Below are 19383 nucleotides of genomic sequence, written 5' to 3' on the forward strand. Positions count from 1 at the left end.
CCCGCCGATCCGGGCCGCCGTCAGGCGCGGCGGCAGCCGGTCCGCCGCGCGCAGCTGCCGCCACTGGTCGAGGTTCAACGTCAACTCCCGCACCCCCAGGTCGGCCACCGCGGCGATGTCGTCCACCCACGCCTCCGACAGGTCGAGCCTGCGCAGCCGGGGCAGGTGCGGCAGCGCGGCCACCGCGACCCGGGTCCCCGCCAGCTCCAGGTCCCACAGGCACCGGTGCCCGGCGAACGCGCCGAGGTCGGCCACCGTCGCGTTGACCGACAAGCCCTCCAGCAGCGGCGGCGCCCCGACCCGCACCTGCCCCATCCGGTTCAGGTGCGCCGTCCGCACCATCGGCAGCAGCGCCAGCGCGCCCAAGTCGCTGTCACAACCGTCGAACAGGAACACCTCCTGCACCGCGTCGAGGTCCTCCACCTCCGCCAGCACCTGCGGCAGCGCCCGGCCCGCCATCGACCGCGACAGCGAGTAGTCCGGCACGTGCCAGTGCTCTTCCGCCAGCACCACCGCGTCGAACCCGGCGCTCTCCGGGTCCAACCGCCCACCCTCCACCGCCTCGACGACATCGCTCAGCAACCGCGCCACCGACTCCGCGACGTACTCCACGCGATCGATCCCCCGGCCGGTCTCCACCACCTGCCCCACCCGCCCCAGCGGCCCGGGTGAGAAGTCGAGGAAGAACGTGCTCCCCGCGAAGTCGCCTGCGAACGCCACCTGCCGCCCACCCGGTGCCCGCGCCACCATGCCCGGGGGATAGGCGTCCAGCAGCACCTCCACGTCGAACGGGTTCTCCACCGGTCGCACCGCGACGACCCCGGTGCGGTGGTAGTGCGCCACGGTCGCCAGGGGGAGGAGCGACATCCGCCCGAGCAACCCGATCTCGTGCCTGTCCGGCCCCCACAACAAGTGCAGCGCCCGCACGTCCTCGGGCAACCGCACACCCAACTCCCGCTCGACCGCCTGCAACTCCTGTTCGGTCGAGGGCGCACCCCGATTCGGCTGCTTGCCCTTCGTCGCCGAGTAGCCGCGCGTGAACCTCTCCAGCAGACCCTCGACGTGGGCCAGAACCGCTGGGTCGGTCGGCGCCGTCGACGGTGCGGGGAACTCCGGCAGGGCCCCGGACTCGATGGGCCGCAACCAGAACGTGTCCGGCCGGGCCAGCTCGTACGAGTACCGGAACTCCGCCCGCTCCCCGTCGAGGAACAACTCCAACGCGATCGGCCGATCCTCCCCATCAGGCCGCAACGCCGCCACGATCTCCGCCACCACCTCCCCGTGCGCCACCGGAACCCCCGCCACCGTCAACCCGTTCCGGTACGACGTGGTGCCAGGGGCCACCAGCCCCCCGCCGCTGTCCACCACCACCTGCCACGCCGTCGGCCCCACAGGCCCGTTCGGCCGCAACTCCCGCGTCACCCGCTCCGCCGCGCTCGCCCCGCTCGGCAGGTCCCGCACGGGCAGGAAGGGCGAAGCACCGCCCGAGGCCCGCAACGCACGCGCCAACCGCTCCACGGCCACAGCCGCCGCCTCAGGCAAGTTCGGGAACACCCCGCGAGTCTGGCAGACCTCCGCGCCCGCGGGCGCGTGATCTTGCCCGGCGGGTCAGCGGGCGGGGACGAGCAGGTCGGGGTGGCTGCCCGGGCCCGCGTGGTCGTTGGGGGCGGCCAGCGGTGTCGGGCTCAGGTCGGTCTCGTCCTCGCCCGCCTCCAGGAGGGTGTCCGCCGGGCCGACGATGCGCGGATCGGGCGTGCCCACCACGTCGTCGTCGCGGTCGGTGTAGTCGAAGCGGGCCAGGACGCTGCGCATCGCTTCGATGCGGGCGCGCTTCTTGTCGTTGGACCGGACCACCGTCCACGGGGCCTGTTCGGTGTCGGTGGCGCGGAACATGGCCACCTTCGCCGCGGTGTAGTCGTCCCACCGGCCCAGCGACTGCACGTCGGTGGGGCTGAGCTTCCACTGCCGGATCGGGTCGAGCTGGCGGATGGCGAAGCGGGTGCGCTGCTCGTTGCGCGACACCGAGAACCACAGCTTGACCAGCAGCACCCCGTCGTCGGTGAGCATCTGCTCGAAGGCGGGTGCCTGGCGCAGGAACCGGCGGTACTGGTCGTCGTCGCAGTAGCCCATGACCCGCTCCACGCCCGCTCGGTTGTACCAGGACCGGTCGAACAGCACGATCTCCCCGGCCGTGGGGAGGTGCGTGACGTAGCGCTGGAAGTACCACTCACCGCGCTCGCGCTCGGTCGGCTTGTCCAGCGCGACCACCCGCGCCCCCCGCGGGTTCAGGTGCTCGGTGAACCGCTTGATCGTCCCGCCCTTCCCCGCCGCGTCCCGCCCCTCGAACAGGACCACCATCCGCCGACCGGTGTCCTTGACCCAGTACTGCATCTTCAGCAGCTCGATCTGCAACCCCCGCTTGACCGCCTCGTACTCCCGGCGCCGCATCCGCTCGTCGAACGGGTGCCCTTCCCGCCACGTCTCCACCGGCGACCCGTCCGCCCGCAGCAACACCGGTTCGTCGTTGTCGGAGCAGTCGACCCGCACGCCCTCCCGCAGCTCCGGGAGGACACCCTCAACATCAATCTCCGCAGCCATGGATCCAGACATACCCGACGATCCCCGGCCGCAACCCCCGATCTCGCCCGGCCCGGTGCCCACCCCGCGGGGAGGGCGGTCAGGGGGTGGACGAGGGGTGGCGGACGGAGGGGGACAGGAGGGGGAGGGTGACGATGAGGGCGAACAGGATGCCGCCGAGGAGCATGGCCTCGGTTTGGCCGGTGGCGGCTGCCAGGGGGGCGACGGCCAGTTGGCCGACCGGGACGGCGGCGAAGGAGACGAGGTCGTCGTAGGCGGAGATCCGGGACAGCAGGGTGTTGGGGACCTTCTGCTGGAGGAGGGTTTCCCAGGTGATGGCCATGGTGCCGTGGCCGATGCCCGCGATGAGGGAGGTGGCGACGAGCAGCCAGACGGGTGCGGAGAGGGCGAGGGCGATGAGGGGGAGGGCGCCGGTGGCGAAGCAGAGCAGGCCGGTGGGGAGGGAGCGGGCCCGGAGGCGGTAGAGGGCCGTGGTGGCGACGAGGGTGCCGATGGCGCGGGCGCTGAGGATGAGGCCCCAGGCCGCGGCGCCGATGGTGGTGTCGGCGATGGTGGGGCCGAGGACGTTCCAGACGCCGACGTAGATGGCGTTGGTGGCGGCGAAGGCGAGGACGGTGAGGCAGACCCAGGTGAGGGCGCGGAAGGCGGTCCAGCCCTCGCGGAGTTCGTGCAGGAAGCCCGCGCGGCCGACCTCGACGGCGCCCGGGAGGGTGAGGCGGGCGAGGCAGGCGGCGGCGAGCAGGTAGGTGAGGGCGTCGATGGCGATGGCCCAGCCGCTGCCCGCGGTGAGGACGAGGGTGCCCGCCAGCGACGGGCCGACGATGGAGCTGAGGTTCTTGGAGGAGCCGAGCAGGGAGTTGGCGCGCTGGCGCTGGTCGGGCTCGACGAGCTGGGGGACGATGCCGCGCAGGGCGGGGGTGGTGAACGCGGTGAGCACGCCGTTGGCGAACTCCAGGGCGGCGATGGCGGCGAGGTGGAAGCCGCCGGTGAGGAACAGGGCCGCGGCCGTGCCCTGGGTGGCCGCGGCGCCGAGGTTGGCCACCAGCAGGACGGTGCGGCGGGGGAAGCGGTCGCCGACGACGCCGCCGATGAGCAGGAACAGCAGCATGGGGACGCTGCGGGCGGCGAGGACGACGCCGAGGCTGCCCGCGCTGTGGGTGGCGTCGAGGACGGCGAAGGCGAGGGCGACCGGGGCCATGGCGCTGCCCGCCAGGGAGACGAGCCTGCCCGCGAAGAACCAGCGGAAGCCCGGGTTGCGCAGCGGTCCCGCCGACGTCGTGCCCGGTGCCTGCTCCTCGGTCATGGTCCCCCGTCCCCCCGCACCACCTCCAGCAAGCGGGTCAGCAGCTCGCCGTTGCGCATCATGCCGTTGTGGTGGAACTCGCCGGTGCGCACCACGCGGGCGGCGCCGATCCTAGGGGTCGCGCGCAGCTGGAGCTCCACCGGCGTGTAGAGGTCGCCGTCGTAGACCAGGGCGGCGACGGGCACGTCGTTGGCGGCCAGCCGGTCGAGGTCGTAGAGGTCGGGCCAGTCGGACTCCTCGGCCAGCAGGTGCGCCGCGCCCGCGAAGGGGCGCAGCTCGGTGAACTCCTCGAACATCCAGGGGTAGATCATCTCCCCGATGAGCAGCGGCGGGTCGGCGTCGGTCAGCTCGGGGAACTCGGCCAGCACGCGGTGCGCGGCCCAGCGGGTCGGCCGGTCGGGGCCCGCGTAGAGGAACTCCTGCAGGGCGTAGAGCTGCGCGTCGGTGAACCCGGTCTCGGCGGCGACCGCGCGCAGGAACCCCTCGGACACCCGGTCGCCGTCCCAGGCCTGCCGCAGGACGGCGTGCACGCGGTCGGGGCCGTTGCTCATGCCCAGGTTGCGCCCGACCAGCCGCAGGCGCCTGCTGGTGAGCCGGGCCCCGTCGGGCAGCCGCACGTCGTGGGTGTCCAGGTGGGCGGCGAGGCGCTTGAGCAGGTCGGCGTCGTCGGGGTGCTCGGCGAAGTAGGCGGAGTTCTTGCGCAGCAGTTCGGCGTAGGTGTGCCGGTAGACCTCGTCGGCGGTGGCGCCCAGCGGGGGCACCCCGCCGGAGATCAGCACGGCCGACAGCGCCTCGGGTGCCAGCGACAGGTAGGTCAGGGCGAGGAAGCCGCCGTAGCTCTGGCCCAGCAGGGTCCACTTCGCGCCGCCCGCGACCCGGGCGCGCAGGACTTCGGCGTCGCGGACGATGCTGTCGGCGCGGAAGCGGGTCACGTGCGCGGCGATCTCCTGGTCGGTGCGCCCGGCCATGGTGCTCGCGGTGATGGGGGCGCTGCGCCCGCCGCCGCGCTGGTCGAACAGCAGGACGCGGTGGTCCTCCAGCGCGGTCGTCAGCCACCCACCGGCGAAGGCGGGTGGTGGGCTCGGCGCGCCGGGGCCGCCTTGCAGGAACAGCAGCCACGGCAGGTCGTCGTGCTCGCGACCGCGGGCGACGACCTCCTGGGCGAACACCTCGATGGTGGGGCCGTCCGGGTCGGAGTGGTCGAGGGGCACCGGCACGCGGTGCTCGCGGAGGGTGAACTCGTCGGTGGTCATCCGCGTGTTGGCCGAGCGCGACGGGAAGGTGCGCAGCAGCTCGCGACCGGTGTCGTCGGTGTCCGTTTCAGGGGTGAGACGGTGTCCGTAGCCGAGCGCGGGGGAGAGGCCGTCGGCGAGGTAGGCCAGGTACGGGGTCAGCGCGTTGGGCTCCGCGGACAGCGCGCGCAACCAGTCGTCGTAGCCGACGACGGCCACCGCGCGCCCGATGTAGCGGATGTTCGAGACGATCTCGCGCCAGCCGACCGACCCCGCGGGCACCACCACGTCACCGGTCGCGCCCACCACCACCTCCGCCACGCGGGCCGCCGACGTGACGGGGAACGACAGCTCCAGGTCGGGGGCCGCCCGCACGGTCATGCACGCCCGCACCATCGCCGCGAGGAACCCGTCCGCCAGGTCCACGACGTCCTCGTGCTCGGACACGACCTGCCCGACCCGGATCGTCCGCGTGGGCACCCCCCGCTCGGCGGCCTGCCGCACGAGCCGGTCGGCCACCCACTTGCTCTGCGCCAGGCTGCCGGACACCTCCGAGGACGCGCTCAGCGGCGACAGGTGCGCCACCGCCTTCCCTGCACCCGTCGAGGCGAACCGCAGCACCTCCAGCGTGCTGAGGACGTTCACCGGCACCAGGTCGTCGAACGCCGCGCGCCGGTCGAAGCACTCGCCCACGTGCACGACCCGCGCCACCACCGCGGCCAGCGCGCGATAGGTCTCGGGCTCCATGCCCAGGAACGGTTGGGTGAGGTCACCGGGCACGGCGACCAGCCGATCGGCGTCCCCCGCCCGCCACAGCCCGCACTCCACCAACCGGACCCGCAGCAGTTCCTGCGCGGTCCCGGCATCGGCGGCGGGCACGAGGACGTGGACGGCCGCGTCGGTGTTGTCGGCGTCGGCGGCGTTGTCGGTGTCGGCGAAGGCCCGGACGATGTGCGGGATCGCCAGTCCGGTGATCAGCACACCCCCGGACCGGGCCGGTTCCCCGCACGGCCGGACGTCGGCGGGCAACTGGGCCAACGCCGCCAACCGGTCAGCGGGGACGCCGCGCACCGCGGCATCGGGAACGGGCTGCCACCCGCCGTCCCCGCCGGTCAGGCGCACCAGGGTGCGGATCGTCGGGCTTGCCATGAACGCCGTCAGGTCGAGCGGTGCGCCCCCGTTCTCCGCCCACCGCGCCGCCATCCGCACCGCGATGAGGGAGGTGCCGCCCAGCTCGAAGAAGTCCGCGTCCGGGCCGACCTCCGACCGGCCCAGCACCTCCGCCCACAGCGCGCGCGCCGCTGACTCGGCCGGGGTGGCGTGCTCGGCGGCGGCCGGGGTCACACCGGGCGCGGGGGCGGCGGCGAGCGCGCGCAGCGCTCCCCGGTCGACCTTGCCGTTGGGCAGCGCGGGCAGGTCGTCGAGCACCACCACCCGGGACGGGACCATGGCGGGCAGCAGGCGTTCACGGGCGAACCGGTGGACGTCCTCGCGCAGCGCCGCCGCCCACCGGGTGCGCGCCGGGTCGTTGGCCAGGTCGCGGGGTTCGTCCATCGTGGTCCTCGGGTCGGGTGGTGAAGGTGATGTCCAGCCGGGTCGGATCGCCGGAGCGGGCGGGCCGCACGTGGGCGCGCAGGCCGCGCTCGGCGGCGACGCGGTGCGCCTCGGCGGGGTCGACGGCGTGCGCGGTGTCGAGCGCCCACACCGAGCGGGCGACCTCCCACGCCGTCACGTCGTCGGCGGCGCTGTCCACGGCGGACAGGGCCGCGGTGGGGCGCACCAGCCGGGCGTTCGGCACGTCGAGCAGCACCCGTCCGGCTTCGGCGTGCTCGGCCAAGCCGCCGTCCTCCCCGGGCGCCCACGGCGCGCCGGTCGGCTCCGGCGCCGCGGCGTCGGGGTGTCCGGGGCCCAGCAGGGTCACGTCCCAGCGGAACCTCGACATCTCCGTCCACACCCGGTCGGCCCGGCACTCGACGCGGGCGGTGGTGCCGGGGTGGCGGGCCAGCACGGCGTCGAAGAACCCCGGGGTCAGGCACAGCTCGTGCTCGGCCGCCACGTGCCGCTCGACCACGGCGCGCAGCTCGGCGGCGGGCAGCAGCCGCGGGCAGCGCCGCACCTGGACGTCGGCGTGGAAGTGGGCGAGCAGGCGGGCGTCGCGGACGTCCCCGACGAACACCGCGCCCGCGGGGCCCGCCACGCGCAGCGCCTCGTCGAGCACGCCCGCCAGGTGGTCGGCGTCGGGGAAGTACTGGACCACGGAGTTGAGCACCACGACGTCGGCCGAGGCGGCCGGCAGCTCGGCCAGCACCCTGGCGTCGCCCTCGCGGAAGGACACCCCGTCGCGGCCGACGAGCGCCGCGGCCGCGGCGGCCAGCGCCTCGCCGGAGAAGTCGATCGCCAGGTACCGCTCCCAGCCGTCGAGCGAGCGCGCCAGCAGGCCGCCGCCCGCGCCGACGTCCACGACCCGCCGGGCGCCCAGCGACCGCACCCGGCGCACCGTGGCGCCGAGCCAGTCGGCCATGGTGGGCTCGGGGATGCGCTCGCCGGTGTAGCTGTCGACCCAGCCGGGGAACTGGCCCGCCGCCCGGTAGCTGGCGTCCCAGACGTGCAGCCAGTCGGTGATGACGGGTTCGCGCTCGCGGCCGCGGCGGGGGCGCACGAACGCGACCAGCTCGTCGCCGCGGGCGTCGTCCCGGTCGACGACCACCGCGGCCGCCTCGACCAGCGGGTGCTCCGACAGCACCGACTCCACCTCGTCCAGCTCCACCCGGTGCCCGCGCACCTTGACCTGCCGGTCGTCGCGGCCCAGGAACTCCAGCGCGCCGTCGCGGCGCCACCGCACGAGGTCGCCGGTGCGGTAGTGGCGGTCGGGCCCCGGGGTGAACCGCTCGGCGTCCAGCTCGGGGCGCCGGAAGTAGCCCCGCGCCACACCGTCCCCGCCGATCCACAGCTCCCCGGTGACCCCGACGCACGCGTCGCCGCCCAGGCCGTCGACCACGCGCAGGGTGGTGCGGTTGATCGGGCGGCCGATCGGCACGAGCGGGACGCGCGTGTCCGGCTCAGCCACGTCATGCGTAAGCGACCAGATGGTCGTCTCGGTGGGCCCGTACATGTTCACCACCCGCGCCCCCGGCACCCCGGTGACGAGTTGCTGCGCCAACCCCTGCGGCAGCAGCTCCCCGCCCACCAGCAGCGCCCGCACCCCGCCGAGCGCGGCCAGGACCTCGGGTTCGGCCGCCACGGCGGTGAGGAAGGACGGCGTCGCCTGCGCCACGGTCGGGCGGAACCGGCCCAGCAGCTCCAGCAGCGAGCCCGGCCCGTGGCGCAGCCTGCCCACCATGCCCTCCGGGCAGATCGCCGTGGTGGCGCCGCGCGCCAGCGGCCACAGCAGCTCCAGCACGGAGATGTCGAAGGATGCGCTGGTCTGGGCGAGCACCCGGTCGTCGGGGGACAGGCCGATGGCGTCATCCATGCCGACGAAGAAGTTCGTGACGTTGCGGTGCTCCAAGACTGTGCCCTTGGGACGGCCCGTGGACCCGGAGGTGTACATGACGTAGGCCGCGTCGCCCGGACCCGCCACGTCCTCGGGCGGCTCGTCCGCGCCCGCCCGCTCGACGTGGACCACGGGCGCGGTGGTGGGGGGCGGGTCCACGCCTGCGCCGACCACCAGGCACGCCAGGTCGGCGTCCTCGGTGATGAACCGCAGCCGCTCGGCCGGGAAGCCGGGGTCGAGCGGCAGGTACGCCGCACCCGCCGCCTGCGCGCCCAGCAGCCCGACCACGAGGTCGACGCCGCGCCGCACGCTCACCCCGACGCGGTCGCCCCGGCCCACGCCGAGCGCGCGCAGCCGGTGCGCGAGGTGGTTGACCCGGCGCTCCAGCTGCCGGTAGGTCGTGCTGCCCGCCGGGTCGAGCACGGCGATCGCGCCCGGCCGCCCGGCGGCGGCAGCGCGGAACTGGGCGTGGACGGTGCGGGCGTGGGCGTCGGGCAGCTCGGGTCCGGTGCTCCACGCGGCCACCGCCGCGCGCTCGTCCGCCGAGCGCAGGTCCACCCCGGTCGCCAGGGCGGACGGGTCGTCGGCGATCGCCGCCAGCGCCGTCCGGTAGTAGCCGGGCAGGTTGTCGACGACCGCCGGGTGCACCCGCGCCCGGTCGGCGCGGATGACCAGGTCGCGGCCGTCCAGCACGACGGTGAGCGGGAAGTCCTCCCCGGTCCCGCCCACCGCGCTGTCGACGACCAGCCCGGACCCGCGGACCTGCTCCCACTCGACGGGTTCGGCTTCCGCCCGCGCCACGTCCGCGGCGATCCCGGCCCAGCTCGACCCGGTCAGGTCGACGCGGACCACGACGGCCGGGCTCCCGGCGAGCACGGTGACCACTTCGGCCCGCGACGTGAGGGAGCCGAGCACCCGCAGGTGCGCCACCGCCGCGAGCACGCGCGCGGGCCAGCCCGCGCCCGGCAGCGCCACCCGGGCCGTCGCCACCCCCGTCCCCGGCGTGGTGGGGCGGGGGAGCGGCAGCGGGTCGGCGTCCGCCAGCGCGCGGGTCCGGTGCGCGGGGTCCGCCACGTCGTGCACCACGGCCTCCTCGCCCGTCAGGCGCTCTTGCGGTCGTGCAGCTCGTGGGTGAGCCGCACCGCCTCGTCGATGGCCCGCTCGCAGTCCTCGATGCTGTCCGCGCGGATCAGCGCGAGCGCGACGCAGGTGGTGCTGGTGACCATGTCGCGCATCACCTGGCCCGGCTGCACCGCCATGAGCACCTCGACCACCCCGGGCAGCGCCTCGACGTCGTCCTGGGTGACCCCGTTGGCGGCGCCGGGCTTCACCGGCAGGCAGGCGAAGCCGTAGACGGCGCCGTCCACCGGCTCCGGCTCGCGCAGCGGCTCACCGGCTAGCAGCCGGGCGTGGGCGACCCAGGGGTTGAGGCCGATGGTGTGCCGGGAGGTGTTGGGCGCGAACACCCCGGCGGGCCGCCACCCCAGCTCACCGGCGGTGAACGACCCGGGCTCGCCGAACACCTCCAGGTGGAACACGCCGCAGGTGCCGCCCAGCGCGGTCACGGCCCGCTGGGCGAAGTCGGTGGCCGTGGCGTACAGCTCCGGGTGGGCGGCCGGGGGGAAGGCCACCGAGCGCAGGGTGGAGCCGTTCTTGGTCTCCCGCAGCGGCGCCATGTACCGCGACACGACGAAGTGCACGATGCGCCCGTCGACCACCACGCCGTCGAGGTGCCACTCGCGGCCCTGCTGCATCTCCTCGACCACCGCGTGCCGCAGCGCGGGCGTGGTCGTCAGCACCTCGAACAGGTCGGCGGCGGACTCGCACACGCGCACGTCCCGGCTGCCCCCGCCCGACGGCGGCTTCACCACGTACGGCGCCGACAACCCCACCAGCGCCTTGTCCAGCTCCTCCGCCGACAGCGGTGTGGTCGTCAGGGTGGTGCAGCGGGCGGTGGGCACGCCGTGGGCCGTCCACAACGACTTCTGGAACGCCTTGTCCCGCCCGGCCATGGCCATGCGGACGTCGATCCGCTCGGTCGCCTCCAGCCCCAGCAGCCGGTTGAGGAACCCGGCGGTGACCATGGCGAGCTCGTGGCACGGGATGACCAGGTCGACCTCGTCGGCCACGCCCAGGTGCAGCAGCACCGACCAGGCCAGCTCGGGGACGTCGAAGTCGGGCACGAACCCGATGTGCGCCAACCGGTCCGCGTAGCGCTCGGCGGTGCCGCGGTTCCACTCGACGTAGAGCACGGTCAGGGTGTGGCCGAGGTCGAGCAGCTCGTCCATCACCTCCGCCCGCGCTCCCAGCAGGACGATGTGCACTGGTCGTTCCCTTCTCGTGGTGCCCGGGGCCGCTCAGCTGGGCGCCGCGGTGTCGAAGACGAGGTCGCGCAGCAGCTCGTTCGCCCCGGCCGTGATCGTGCCCGCCGCCGCGTCGCGGTGGACCCTCGCCACCGCCGAACCCTCCCGGTAGCCGCGGGCGCCGTGGTACTGCAAGCACGCGCGGGCGGCGTTCGCGGCGAGTTCGGTGGCGCGCAGCTTCAGCGTCGACGCGGTCCTGGTGTCCAGCCGCCCGCGCGCGTGCCGCAGGGCCGCCAGGTGCGCGTAGGAGCGCACCAGGTCCAGCTCGGCGGCGAGGTCGGCGGTGGTGTGCCGGACGACCTGGTTCGCCGACAGCGGCGCGCCGCCGACGTGGTGCCCGCGCACGAACCCGTCGAGCAGGTCCAGGCAGTGCGCCGCCCCGCCCGCGGCCAGCAGCCCGGCGGCCAACCGCTCGAAGTCCAGCGACTCCACCAGGTAGGTCAGGGTGCGCGCCGGGTTGCCCAGCACCCGGTCGGCGGGCACCGGCACGGCGTCGAAGGTGACCTCGCAGACGTCGGCCGAGTGCCAGCCGAGCATCGGCTCGGGGGTGGCGCGCACACCGGGGGCGTCGGCGTCGACCAGCAGGAACCCGCACCCGGCCAGCGAGCGCGGGCGCGCGGCGACCGTGCGCAGCCGGGCCAGGCAGACGTAGAAGCCCGCCTGCGAGCCGTTGGCGACGTGCGCCTTGTGGCCGGTGAGCCGGTAGCCGCCGGACCCGTCCGGCTCGGCCCGGGTGGTGATCGCGGCCAGGTCGGTGCCCGCGTCGGGCTCGCTGAGCGCCAGCGCCGCGACGCGCGTGCCCGCGCGCACGTCCGCCAGCAGCTCCGCCCGCTGCTCGGGGGTGCCGAAGCGGTCGAGGTAGTGGGCGGCCATGAACGCGTGCACCGCCACCCCCGCCCGGATGCCCGCGTACCCGGTGCGGCCCAGTTCCTCCAGCAGGATGGCGCTGTCGGTGAAGCCGTCGCCGGACAGCGGCATCCCGAGCAGCCCGGCGTCCCCGAGCGCCCGCCACCCCTGTTCCGGGATGCGCCGCGCCCGCTCCCACTCGTCGGCGTGCGGCAGCACCAGTTCCGCGAGCGCGGCGCGGACCCGGGCGCGCACCGGGTGGTGGGCGTCCAGGGCGTCGAGGACGGGGTCGAACGGCGTCATCCGCGCGGCTGCCTCCCGGCCGCGCGCTGGGCCACCAGGGCGCGGCGGTCGACCTTGCCGGTCTCCGACAGCGGCAGCGACCCGAGCACGTGGACCTCGCCGGGGACGAGGTAGGCGGGCAGCACCCCGGCCAGGTGCGCGCGCAGCGCCTCGGCGGTGCAGCCGTCGTCGGCCACCACGAACGCCACCAGCACCCGCTGCCCCAGGGCGCCCTCGACCGCGCACACGACGCACTGCCGGACCGCGGGGTGCTGTTCGAGGTGGTGGGCGACCTCGCTCGGCTCCACCCGGAAGCCGTTGACCTTCACCTGGTCGTCCACCCGTCCGACGAACACGATGTCGCCGTCGTCGTCGAGGTGCACGAGGTCGCCGGTGCGGTAGACCCGTTCGCGCGCCCCGCCCACCTCGACCTCGGTGAACCGGGCCGCGGTGGCCTCGGGCGCGCCGACGTAGCCCGCCGCGAGCCCCGGCCCGGCCAGGAGCAGTTCGCCCACCTCGCCCGGCCCGCACAACCGCCCGTCGGCGACGACGTGGGCGCGGGTGTTCTGGATCGGCCGCCCGATGGGCACCGGGCGCCCGTCCGGGGGCAGCTCGCGCACCGGGTGGTGGGTGGCGAAGGTGGTGCACTCGGTGGGCCCGTAGACGTGGGTGACCCGGCCCGGCCCGTACCGGCGCAGCGCCAGGTCCATCGCGCGCAGGGAGTGCGCCTCGCCGCCGGTGAGCACGCTGCGCACGGTGTCGAGGGTGTCCGGGGCCTCGTCGACGATGGAGTTGAACAGCGCCGTGGTGAGGAAGACGGTGGTCACCGAGTGCGCGACGAGCACCCTCCGCAGCTCGGACAGGCGGGGGAGCGCGGAGGGGTAGACGACGCAGGTGCCGCCGTTGAGCAGCGGGCCCCAGACCTCGAACGTCGCCGCGTCGAAGGTGATCGGGGCCATGTGCAGGACGCGGGTGCCCGCGTCCAACCGGGTGTAGGTGGCGCCGGACACCAGGCGCAGCACGGCCCGGTGCTGCACGAGCACGCCCTTCGGCACCCCACCCGAACCGGAGGTCAGGTTGACGTAGGCGGGCGCGTCGGCGGGCACGGCGGGCGGCGACCACGGCCCCGGGTCGTCGTCGGAGGTCACCGAGACCGCCGCCACGCCGGGGAAGCGGGCGGCCACGGCGTCGGCGCGGTCGGTGAGCACGACCCCGCAGCCGGTGCGCTCGAACAGGTCGAGGACGCGCTGGTCCGGCCACGCCCCGTCGAAGGGCACGTAGGCGGCGCCGCAGGTGAGCACCGCCAGCAGCGCCACGACCAGCTCCGGGCCCTTGCCGACGAGCACGCCGGCGAACTGGCCCGGCCGCACCCCCGCGGCTGCGAGCCGGGCGGCGAGGCGGTCGGCGGCCTCGGCCAGTTCCCCGTAGGTGAGCCGCCGATCGCCGCAGACCACCGCGGTGGCGCCGGGGGCGTGGTCGGCCCAGCGGGCGAACGCGGCGGGCACGCTGTCGTCGGCCGGGTAGTCGACCGCGGTCGCGTTGAGGGCGTCGTGCACCCGCGCCGCGCCCGGGTCGACCACCGGTGAGTCCATCGTCCACGTCCGATCAGGGGAGTGGGGGCCGCCCGGCCGGGCGACCCCCGCGCGTCCTGGCTGGCACCTCAGCCCGCCGCGGCGGCACCGCCCGCGTGCCGCACGATCAGCTCGGCGATGCCCCGCACGGTGCTGTTCTCGTACAGCTCATCGGCGGGCAGGCAGTCCTCGCCGTACTCCTTCTCGGCGCGGCTGACCAGCCGCACCACACCCATCGAGGTGCCGCCGATGGCGAAGAAGTCGTCCTCGGCGCCGCGGGCGGGCAGCCCCAGCGCGACCAGCTCGTCGAGCACCCACCCCTGCACGGCCTGCTGCTCGGGGGCGGTCACGACACCCTCCCCGGCACGGGGAAGCGGAAGCCGTTGACGGTCTCGTCCACGAACTTGTTGTGCCCGAAGGTGTCCTGGCCGGAGACGAGCACGTTGCCGAAGCGCTCCAGGCTCGCGGTGCCGCCGAACTCCTCCAGGCCGTTGGAGTAGGGGTAGACGCGCACCGAGGTGGGCAGGTAGCGGGCGGCGAAGCCCAGGCGCATCTGGTCGGTGAGGCCCGCGTGCGGGTGCGAGGCGTGCATGAGCGTGGACCAGAAGATGATGAACTGGCCCTGGCGCATCACCTGCGAGACGGCCCGGGACTCGTCGGGCTCCCAGTCCGGGTCCTTCTGCAGCTGGCGGTAGTCGTAGCCGAAGAAGCCGCGGCGCACGCCCGCCTTCTCCCGGTTGTTGATGGCCTCGGGGTCGTAGTCCATCGTCTTGGTCTCGTCGTAGTTCATCACGTCGTGGGTGCCGGGGATGAACTGCAGGCAGCCCATCTCCACCGTGGCCGGGGTGAACGCGGTCCACACGGTGATCGTGCCGCCGAACTCCGCGTCGTTGGGCCACTCGATCTGCGGCTGCTTGGACCCGGCCACGTTGGCGAAGTTGTCCGCCTGGTGCCAGTCGGTGCCCTCGTCGCCGGGGTACTTGGGGAAGAACTCGGTGCGCCAGCACAGCACGTCGGGCCCGAGGATGGAGGCGACCCGGTCGGTGATCTCCGGGCGCACGATGTGCCGGGCCAGGAACTCCACGTCGAGGTGGCGGTCGTAGTTGGCCAGGTTCGTCACCCCGGAGACCCCGTCGCCGCCGCCGTACACCGCTTTCTTGGTGTTGAGCAGCTTGGGCCGCAGGGCGCGCAGGTCCTGCTCCATCTGCTCTGGCTCGTAGAGGTCGAACGGTCCGATGAAGCCGTCGCGGTGGAATTGGGCCAACTGCGCGTCGGTCAACGAGAATTCGCGACCTGGATCACCCATGGGCGAGAACTCCTTTTCTGGGCGGCGCGGGGATGCGGGCGCCGCGCGCTAAAAGGCCCGGCGGTGGCAGGGAGTGGCGGAGAAACCGGGCAATGCACCTCGCCCGCAGTGGTCACCCCCGCCGCCGCCCGGCGTCCCGGCCGGGTGGCGGTGTCCTGCCGAGAGTCCCACAACCGCCTGTGAGCAGCAAGAATCGTCATCCCCCATGACCTCAAGTTAGCAGGCCACCGACACCCGGGCCACCACGTCGGACAACTGTGACCTGTATCACCATCGTAGCTGATCCATTCGGGGTGATGTGGTCGTGATCGGCCACCGATAGGGGTGTTGACAGCCCTTTGATCCATCACCACTATGAAGTCGCCCGGCAGCTCCGGGTGCTATCGCCCGGTTGTCGCGGCTATTCCATCCGATCGGGTCGAAGGGGGGCCGCAATGAGCTACGACCACATCAGCTAAGCACCTCACCCGATTCCCGCGGGCCCGCCCCGGCACCGGGGCGGGCCCGCGGGGCGGCGGGCCCGCCGTGCCGGTCGCGACCACGCCAGAGCCCACCCGCGCAGAGAGAACGGACCGCACCGCTGTGACGACGACGCTCGTGTGGAACCCGCTTGACCCGGCCTCCATCCAGGACCCCTACCCCATCTACGCGGAACTGCGCGAGCGCTGCCCGGTGTACTGGCACGAGGGCATGAGCTCCTGGGTCCTGACCCGCTACGACGACTGCCAGTGGGTGCTGCGCGACCACGCCGCCTTCGCCCGCGACCGCCGCCGCGCGGGCGCGGAGATCCCCGACGACAAGCTGAACATCCAGACCCAGGACCCGCCGGAGCAGGCGCTGCTGCGCGGGGTCACCGCGCGGTCGCTGAACTCCCAGCGGTTGCAGGAGATCTGCGCCGAGGCGCGGGAGCTGATGGAGCACCGGCTGCGCGGCCTGGCGGGCGCGGGCCCGTTCGACCTCATGCGCGACCTCGCGGGCCCCGGCGCCATCCACGTGATCAACAACGTCTTCGGCGTGCACGCCTACACCCAGGACAGCTACGCCCCGATCTACCGCGGCCTCACGCAGGCCATGGACAGCGGGCTCGACCCCGAGCGCCTGGCCCCCGGCCGCGCCGCGGGCCGGGCGCTGTCGGAGGAGGTCGGCGGCTGGTTCGCCGACGGGCTGGGCCAGGACGGCCTGCTGGGCATGGTGACCGGCCACGCCGACGTCCCCGGGCTGCCCACCCCCTACGTGGTCAACACCATCGCGGCCACCTACAACGCGGGCTTCAGCACCCTCTACGCCTCCACCGGCGCGATCACCCTGGAGGTCCTCAGGGCGGGCCCGGCCCTGCTGGCCGACCTCGACCCCGCCGACCCGCACGTGCTGACGCTGGCCGCCGACGAGCTGATGCGCTTCACCAGCCCGGCCCAGGCGACCGCGCGGGTGGCGCTGGAACCCGTGGAGCTGCACGGGGTGCGGATCGAGCCCAAGCAGACGATCGTGACCATGATGGCCGCGGCCAACCGCGACCCGCGCCAGTTCGCCGACCCGGACCGCATCGTGCTCGACCGCGCCCCCAACCGGCACCTCGCCTTCGCCTGGGGCCCGCACATCTGCCTCGGCGCGCGCCTGGCGATGACCTGGGCGGCCGAGGTGATCGCGTTCCTCGCCGAGCACGGCCCGCGGCTGCGCCTGGCGGGCCAGGAGGAGTACATGCGCGCCGCCACCCTGCGCAACCTGGTGCGGCTGCCGCTGGAGTACGCGGGCTGACCCGGGGCGCGGGTCGGCCGGTCAGGGGGATCTCCGCCCGCACCGCCATCGCCGTGGCGGTGCGGGGGCAGTGCGGGCTTTGGTCGCAGCGCCGGGCAGGTGCCCGCCAGAACCCGGGCGCTGCGGGGGACGACCGCCAGTGGGTGGTGCGCGTCAGCCCGGTTCGGCGGACGGGACGGTGAGCACGAGGATGGCGGTGTCGTCGGTGGCCTTCGGGGCGTAGGCGGTGAGCCGGGCGATGAGGTCGTCCGCGATGGCCGCGGCGGTGCGACCGGGGAACGCCGTCGCCAGCTCGGACAGGCACTGCTCGCCGAACATCCCGCCGTCCGCGCCCCGCGCCTCGATGAGGCCGTCGCTGTAGAGCAGCAGGGTGTCGCCGGGGCCGAGGCGGGTCGTGGTGGTCACGACCCGCACGTCCGGGAACACGCCGATGAGCTGCCCGCCCGGGGTGGTCAGCTCGTGCACGCCGCCGTCCGCCCTGGTCAGCAGCGGCGGCGGGTGCCCGCCGGAGGCCAGCACGGCGGTGAACCCGTCGCCGTCGCGGGTCAGCACGCCGAAGACCGCGGTGCAGAACCGCATCCGGTCGGTGTGCACCTGCTGGAGCAGCACGTCGTTGAGGTTGGCCAGCACCGCGGCCGGGTCGCCGACGTGCGCCGCCGCCGAGCGCAGCGTGTAGCGGGCCGCGGAGGTCAGCACGGCCGCGTCGGGGCCCTTGCCGCAGACGTCACCGAGGAACACCCCCCAGCGGTCCGGCGTGATCGGGAACAGGTCGTAGAAGTCTCCGCCGACCCGGTCGGAGGAGGCGACGTGGTAGTGCGCGGCGGCGTCGAGCCCCGGCACCGGCGGCAGGCTCGGCGGCAGCAGGGTCCGCTGCAGGATCTCGGTGAGCCGCTGCAGCCGGGCCCGCTCCCGCTCCACCGCGTCGCGCTCGCGGTCGGCCTCCTGCCTGGCCCGCAGCAGCTCCTGCTCGTAGGCGCGCCGGTGCGTGGCGTCGAGCAGGGTGATGCGGACCAGCCGGGGTTCGCCGTCCGCGCCCGCGCGCACCGCGGCGTTGACCAGCACCGGCAGCCTGCGGCCGTCGGCGGCGCTGATCTCGAAGGCGATCTCGCGGACCTCCCCGCCCATCCGCAGCAGCGGCGCGAAGTGGGTCTCGTGGAAGACCTTGCCGCCGAAGGTGAGCAGGTCGGCGAAGCGCAGCCTGCCGACCAGCTCCTCCCTGCCGCGGCCGAGCCAGCCCAGCAGGGTCGCGTTGACCGTGGTGATGGTCCCGTCCGGCAGCGTCGAGAGGTAGCCGCAGGGGGCGTTGTCGAACAGGTCCCGCAGGTCGTGCGGGTCGCCGTGCTCGATCGGGGGCGGTGCCCCGCCCGGGTCCACCACGGGCGGGCCCTACCGGCCCCTGGCCGCGGCGAGCCGGTCGAGGAAGCCGCGCAGCGCGGCGGCGGTCTCCTCCGGCGCGCTCAGGTGCGGGCAGTGGCCGGTGGCGTCGAGCAGCTCCAGCTCGCTGCCGGGGATCGCGTCGCGCACGTACTCGCCGACGACGACCGGGGCGATGATGTCCTGCCTGCACTGGAGGATGAGCGTCGGGTGCGCCACCGAGGGCAGGTCGGCGCGGTTGTCCGCGGTGAAGGTGACGCGGGCGAAGTGGCGGGCGATCTGCGGGTCGGTGCGGCAGAAGCTCGCGGTGAGGTCGGCGCCGAGGTCCGGCCGGTCGGGCACGCCCATGATCGCCGGGGCCATGGTGGCCGACCAGCCCAGGTAGTTGCTCTCCACCGCCTCCAGCAGCTCCTCGACGTCGGCCTCGGTGAAGCCGCCGACGTAGTCGCCGTCGTTGAGGTAGCGGGGGGAGGGGCCGACCAGCACCAGCCCGGCGAAGCGGTCGGGGACCCGCGCCGCGGCCAGCACGCCGATCACCGCGCTCACCGAGTGCCCGACGAAGACGACGTCGCGCAGGTCCAGCGCCTCGCAGAGCTCCACCACGTCGCGGGCGTACCCGCCCAGGTCGGCGTAGCGCCGCGGCGACCACGCGCCGAGGTCCGACCCGCCCGCGCCCACGTGGTCGAACAGCACGACCCGGTGGTCGTCGGTGAACCGCGGGGCCACCGACCGCCAGGTGTTGCTGTCGCAGCCGAAGCCGTGGGAGAACAGCAGCACCGGCCCGTCACCGCCGCCCGCGCTGGTGACGTTGTTCCTGCGGATGACGTCAGTACCGGTGGTGTTGTGCATCGGGGTCAGTATCGCACCACCGCTCAGCCGCGGCTGCCCTGCCCGCGCAGCTGGGTGAGGGCCAGGGTGTTGCCGTCCGGGTCGCGCAGCACCACCCCGCGCACCCACGCCGAGCCGCTGAAGTGGTCCTCCACCCGCACCCCGTGGTCGTCGAGCCTGCGCACGGCCGAGGGCAGGTCGTCGACCCGCACGGTGCAGATGCCCCCGCCCGCCCGCGCCGGGTCGACCACGAGCTGCACGGACTGCCCGGAGCTGAGGTACCAGTCGGCGGCCACGCCGTCGAAGTGCTCGTCGGCGGGTTGGCCCACCGCGCGGGTGAACCACTCCGCGCTCCGCCGCAGGTCGGTGACGGGCAGCAGGGCGAGCAGGGTCACGAAGTCCCCGGCCCGGTCGTGGCGGCCCATGCGCCCG

The 19383-nt window shown here is 74.4% G+C and carries 14 protein-coding genes; 1 reads left to right on the forward strand and 13 read right to left on the reverse strand.

Annotated elements, in window-relative coordinates; translation table 11 throughout:
• From BJP25_RS10320 to BJP25_RS10375, 10 genes are all read right to left on the reverse strand, one after another.
• The coding region (locus BJP25_RS10320; protein WP_075974596.1) for an SMI1/KNR4 family protein at nt 1–1554 on the reverse strand (1554 nt) is incomplete at its 3' end.
• Between the two features lie 54 nt (nt 1555–1608).
• Nucleotides 1609–2598 (reverse strand): polyphosphate kinase 2, encoded by a 990-nt coding sequence (ppk2, locus tag BJP25_RS10325; protein WP_075974597.1) that lies wholly within the window; start codon nt 2596–2598, stop codon nt 1609–1611.
• 79 nt (nt 2599–2677) lie between these two features.
• A complete protein-coding gene (locus tag BJP25_RS10330; RefSeq protein ID WP_075974598.1) occupies nt 2678–3901 on the reverse strand; it encodes an MFS transporter in 1224 nt (407 codons plus the stop codon).
• Complete coding sequence (locus BJP25_RS32100) at nt 3898–6687, reverse strand: alpha/beta fold hydrolase (protein ID WP_084793853.1); 2790 nt, start codon at nt 6685–6687, stop codon at nt 3898–3900. Before BJP25_RS32100 ends, BJP25_RS10330 begins: the two co-directional genes overlap by 4 nt.
• On the reverse strand, nt 6599–9709 hold the full coding sequence (locus BJP25_RS10350) for an amino acid adenylation domain-containing protein (RefSeq protein WP_143218977.1): 3111 nt from the start codon (nt 9707–9709) through the stop codon (nt 6599–6601). Before BJP25_RS10350 ends, BJP25_RS32100 begins: the two co-directional genes overlap by 89 nt.
• 17 nt (nt 9710–9726) lie before the next feature.
• A complete protein-coding gene (locus BJP25_RS10355; protein ID WP_075974600.1) occupies nt 9727–10950 on the reverse strand; it encodes an ATP-grasp domain-containing protein in 1224 nt (407 codons plus the stop codon).
• Nucleotides 10951–10983: 33 nt separating this feature from the next.
• Complete coding sequence (locus tag BJP25_RS10360) at nt 10984–12138, reverse strand: acyl-CoA dehydrogenase family protein (RefSeq protein WP_075974601.1); 1155 nt, start codon at nt 12136–12138, stop codon at nt 10984–10986.
• Nucleotides 12135–13709: an amino acid adenylation domain-containing protein gene (locus BJP25_RS10365; protein WP_075974602.1), complete on the reverse strand. Its 1575-nt coding sequence runs from the start codon at nt 13707–13709 to the stop codon at nt 12135–12137. Before BJP25_RS10365 ends, BJP25_RS10360 begins: the two co-directional genes overlap by 4 nt.
• Before the next feature lie 68 nt (nt 13710–13777).
• Nucleotides 13778–14038 (reverse strand): phosphopantetheine-binding protein, encoded by a 261-nt coding sequence (locus BJP25_RS10370; protein WP_075974603.1) that lies wholly within the window; start codon nt 14036–14038, stop codon nt 13778–13780.
• Nucleotides 14035–14994, reverse strand: a complete 960-nt coding sequence (locus BJP25_RS10375; protein WP_075974604.1) for a chlorinating enzyme — start codon at nt 14992–14994, stop codon at nt 14035–14037. Before BJP25_RS10375 ends, BJP25_RS10370 begins: the two co-directional genes overlap by 4 nt.
• A 582-nt stretch (nt 14995–15576) precedes the next feature.
• Between BJP25_RS10375 and BJP25_RS10380 the strand changes: the two genes are divergently transcribed.
• Entirely contained in the window at nt 15577–16749 is a 1173-nt protein-coding gene (locus BJP25_RS10380) for a cytochrome P450 (protein WP_075974605.1), read from the forward strand.
• A gap of 153 nt (nt 16750–16902) precedes the next feature.
• Here BJP25_RS10380 and BJP25_RS10385 read toward each other — a convergent pair whose 3' ends face one another.
• The 3 genes from BJP25_RS10385 to BJP25_RS10395 are packed head-to-tail and all read right to left on the reverse strand — an operon-like array spanning nt 16903 to nt 19376.
• The gene (locus BJP25_RS10385; RefSeq protein WP_084793855.1) at nt 16903–18126 is read right to left on the reverse strand and encodes a PP2C family protein-serine/threonine phosphatase; all 1224 of its coding nucleotides are present in this window, start codon (nt 18124–18126) and stop codon (nt 16903–16905) included.
• Nucleotides 18127–18135: 9 nt separating this feature from the next.
• Nucleotides 18136–18972, reverse strand: a complete 837-nt coding sequence (locus BJP25_RS10390; RefSeq protein WP_075974606.1) for an alpha/beta fold hydrolase — start codon at nt 18970–18972, stop codon at nt 18136–18138.
• A gap of 23 nt (nt 18973–18995) precedes the next feature.
• A complete protein-coding gene (locus BJP25_RS10395; protein WP_075974607.1) occupies nt 18996–19376 on the reverse strand; it encodes a VOC family protein in 381 nt (126 codons plus the stop codon).
• Between the last annotated feature and the right edge of the window lie 7 nt (nt 19377–19383).

The organism is Actinokineospora bangkokensis (genome assembly GCF_001940455.1).
In the GTDB taxonomy this organism is placed as follows: Bacteria; Actinomycetota; Actinomycetes; order Mycobacteriales; family Pseudonocardiaceae; genus Actinokineospora; species Actinokineospora bangkokensis.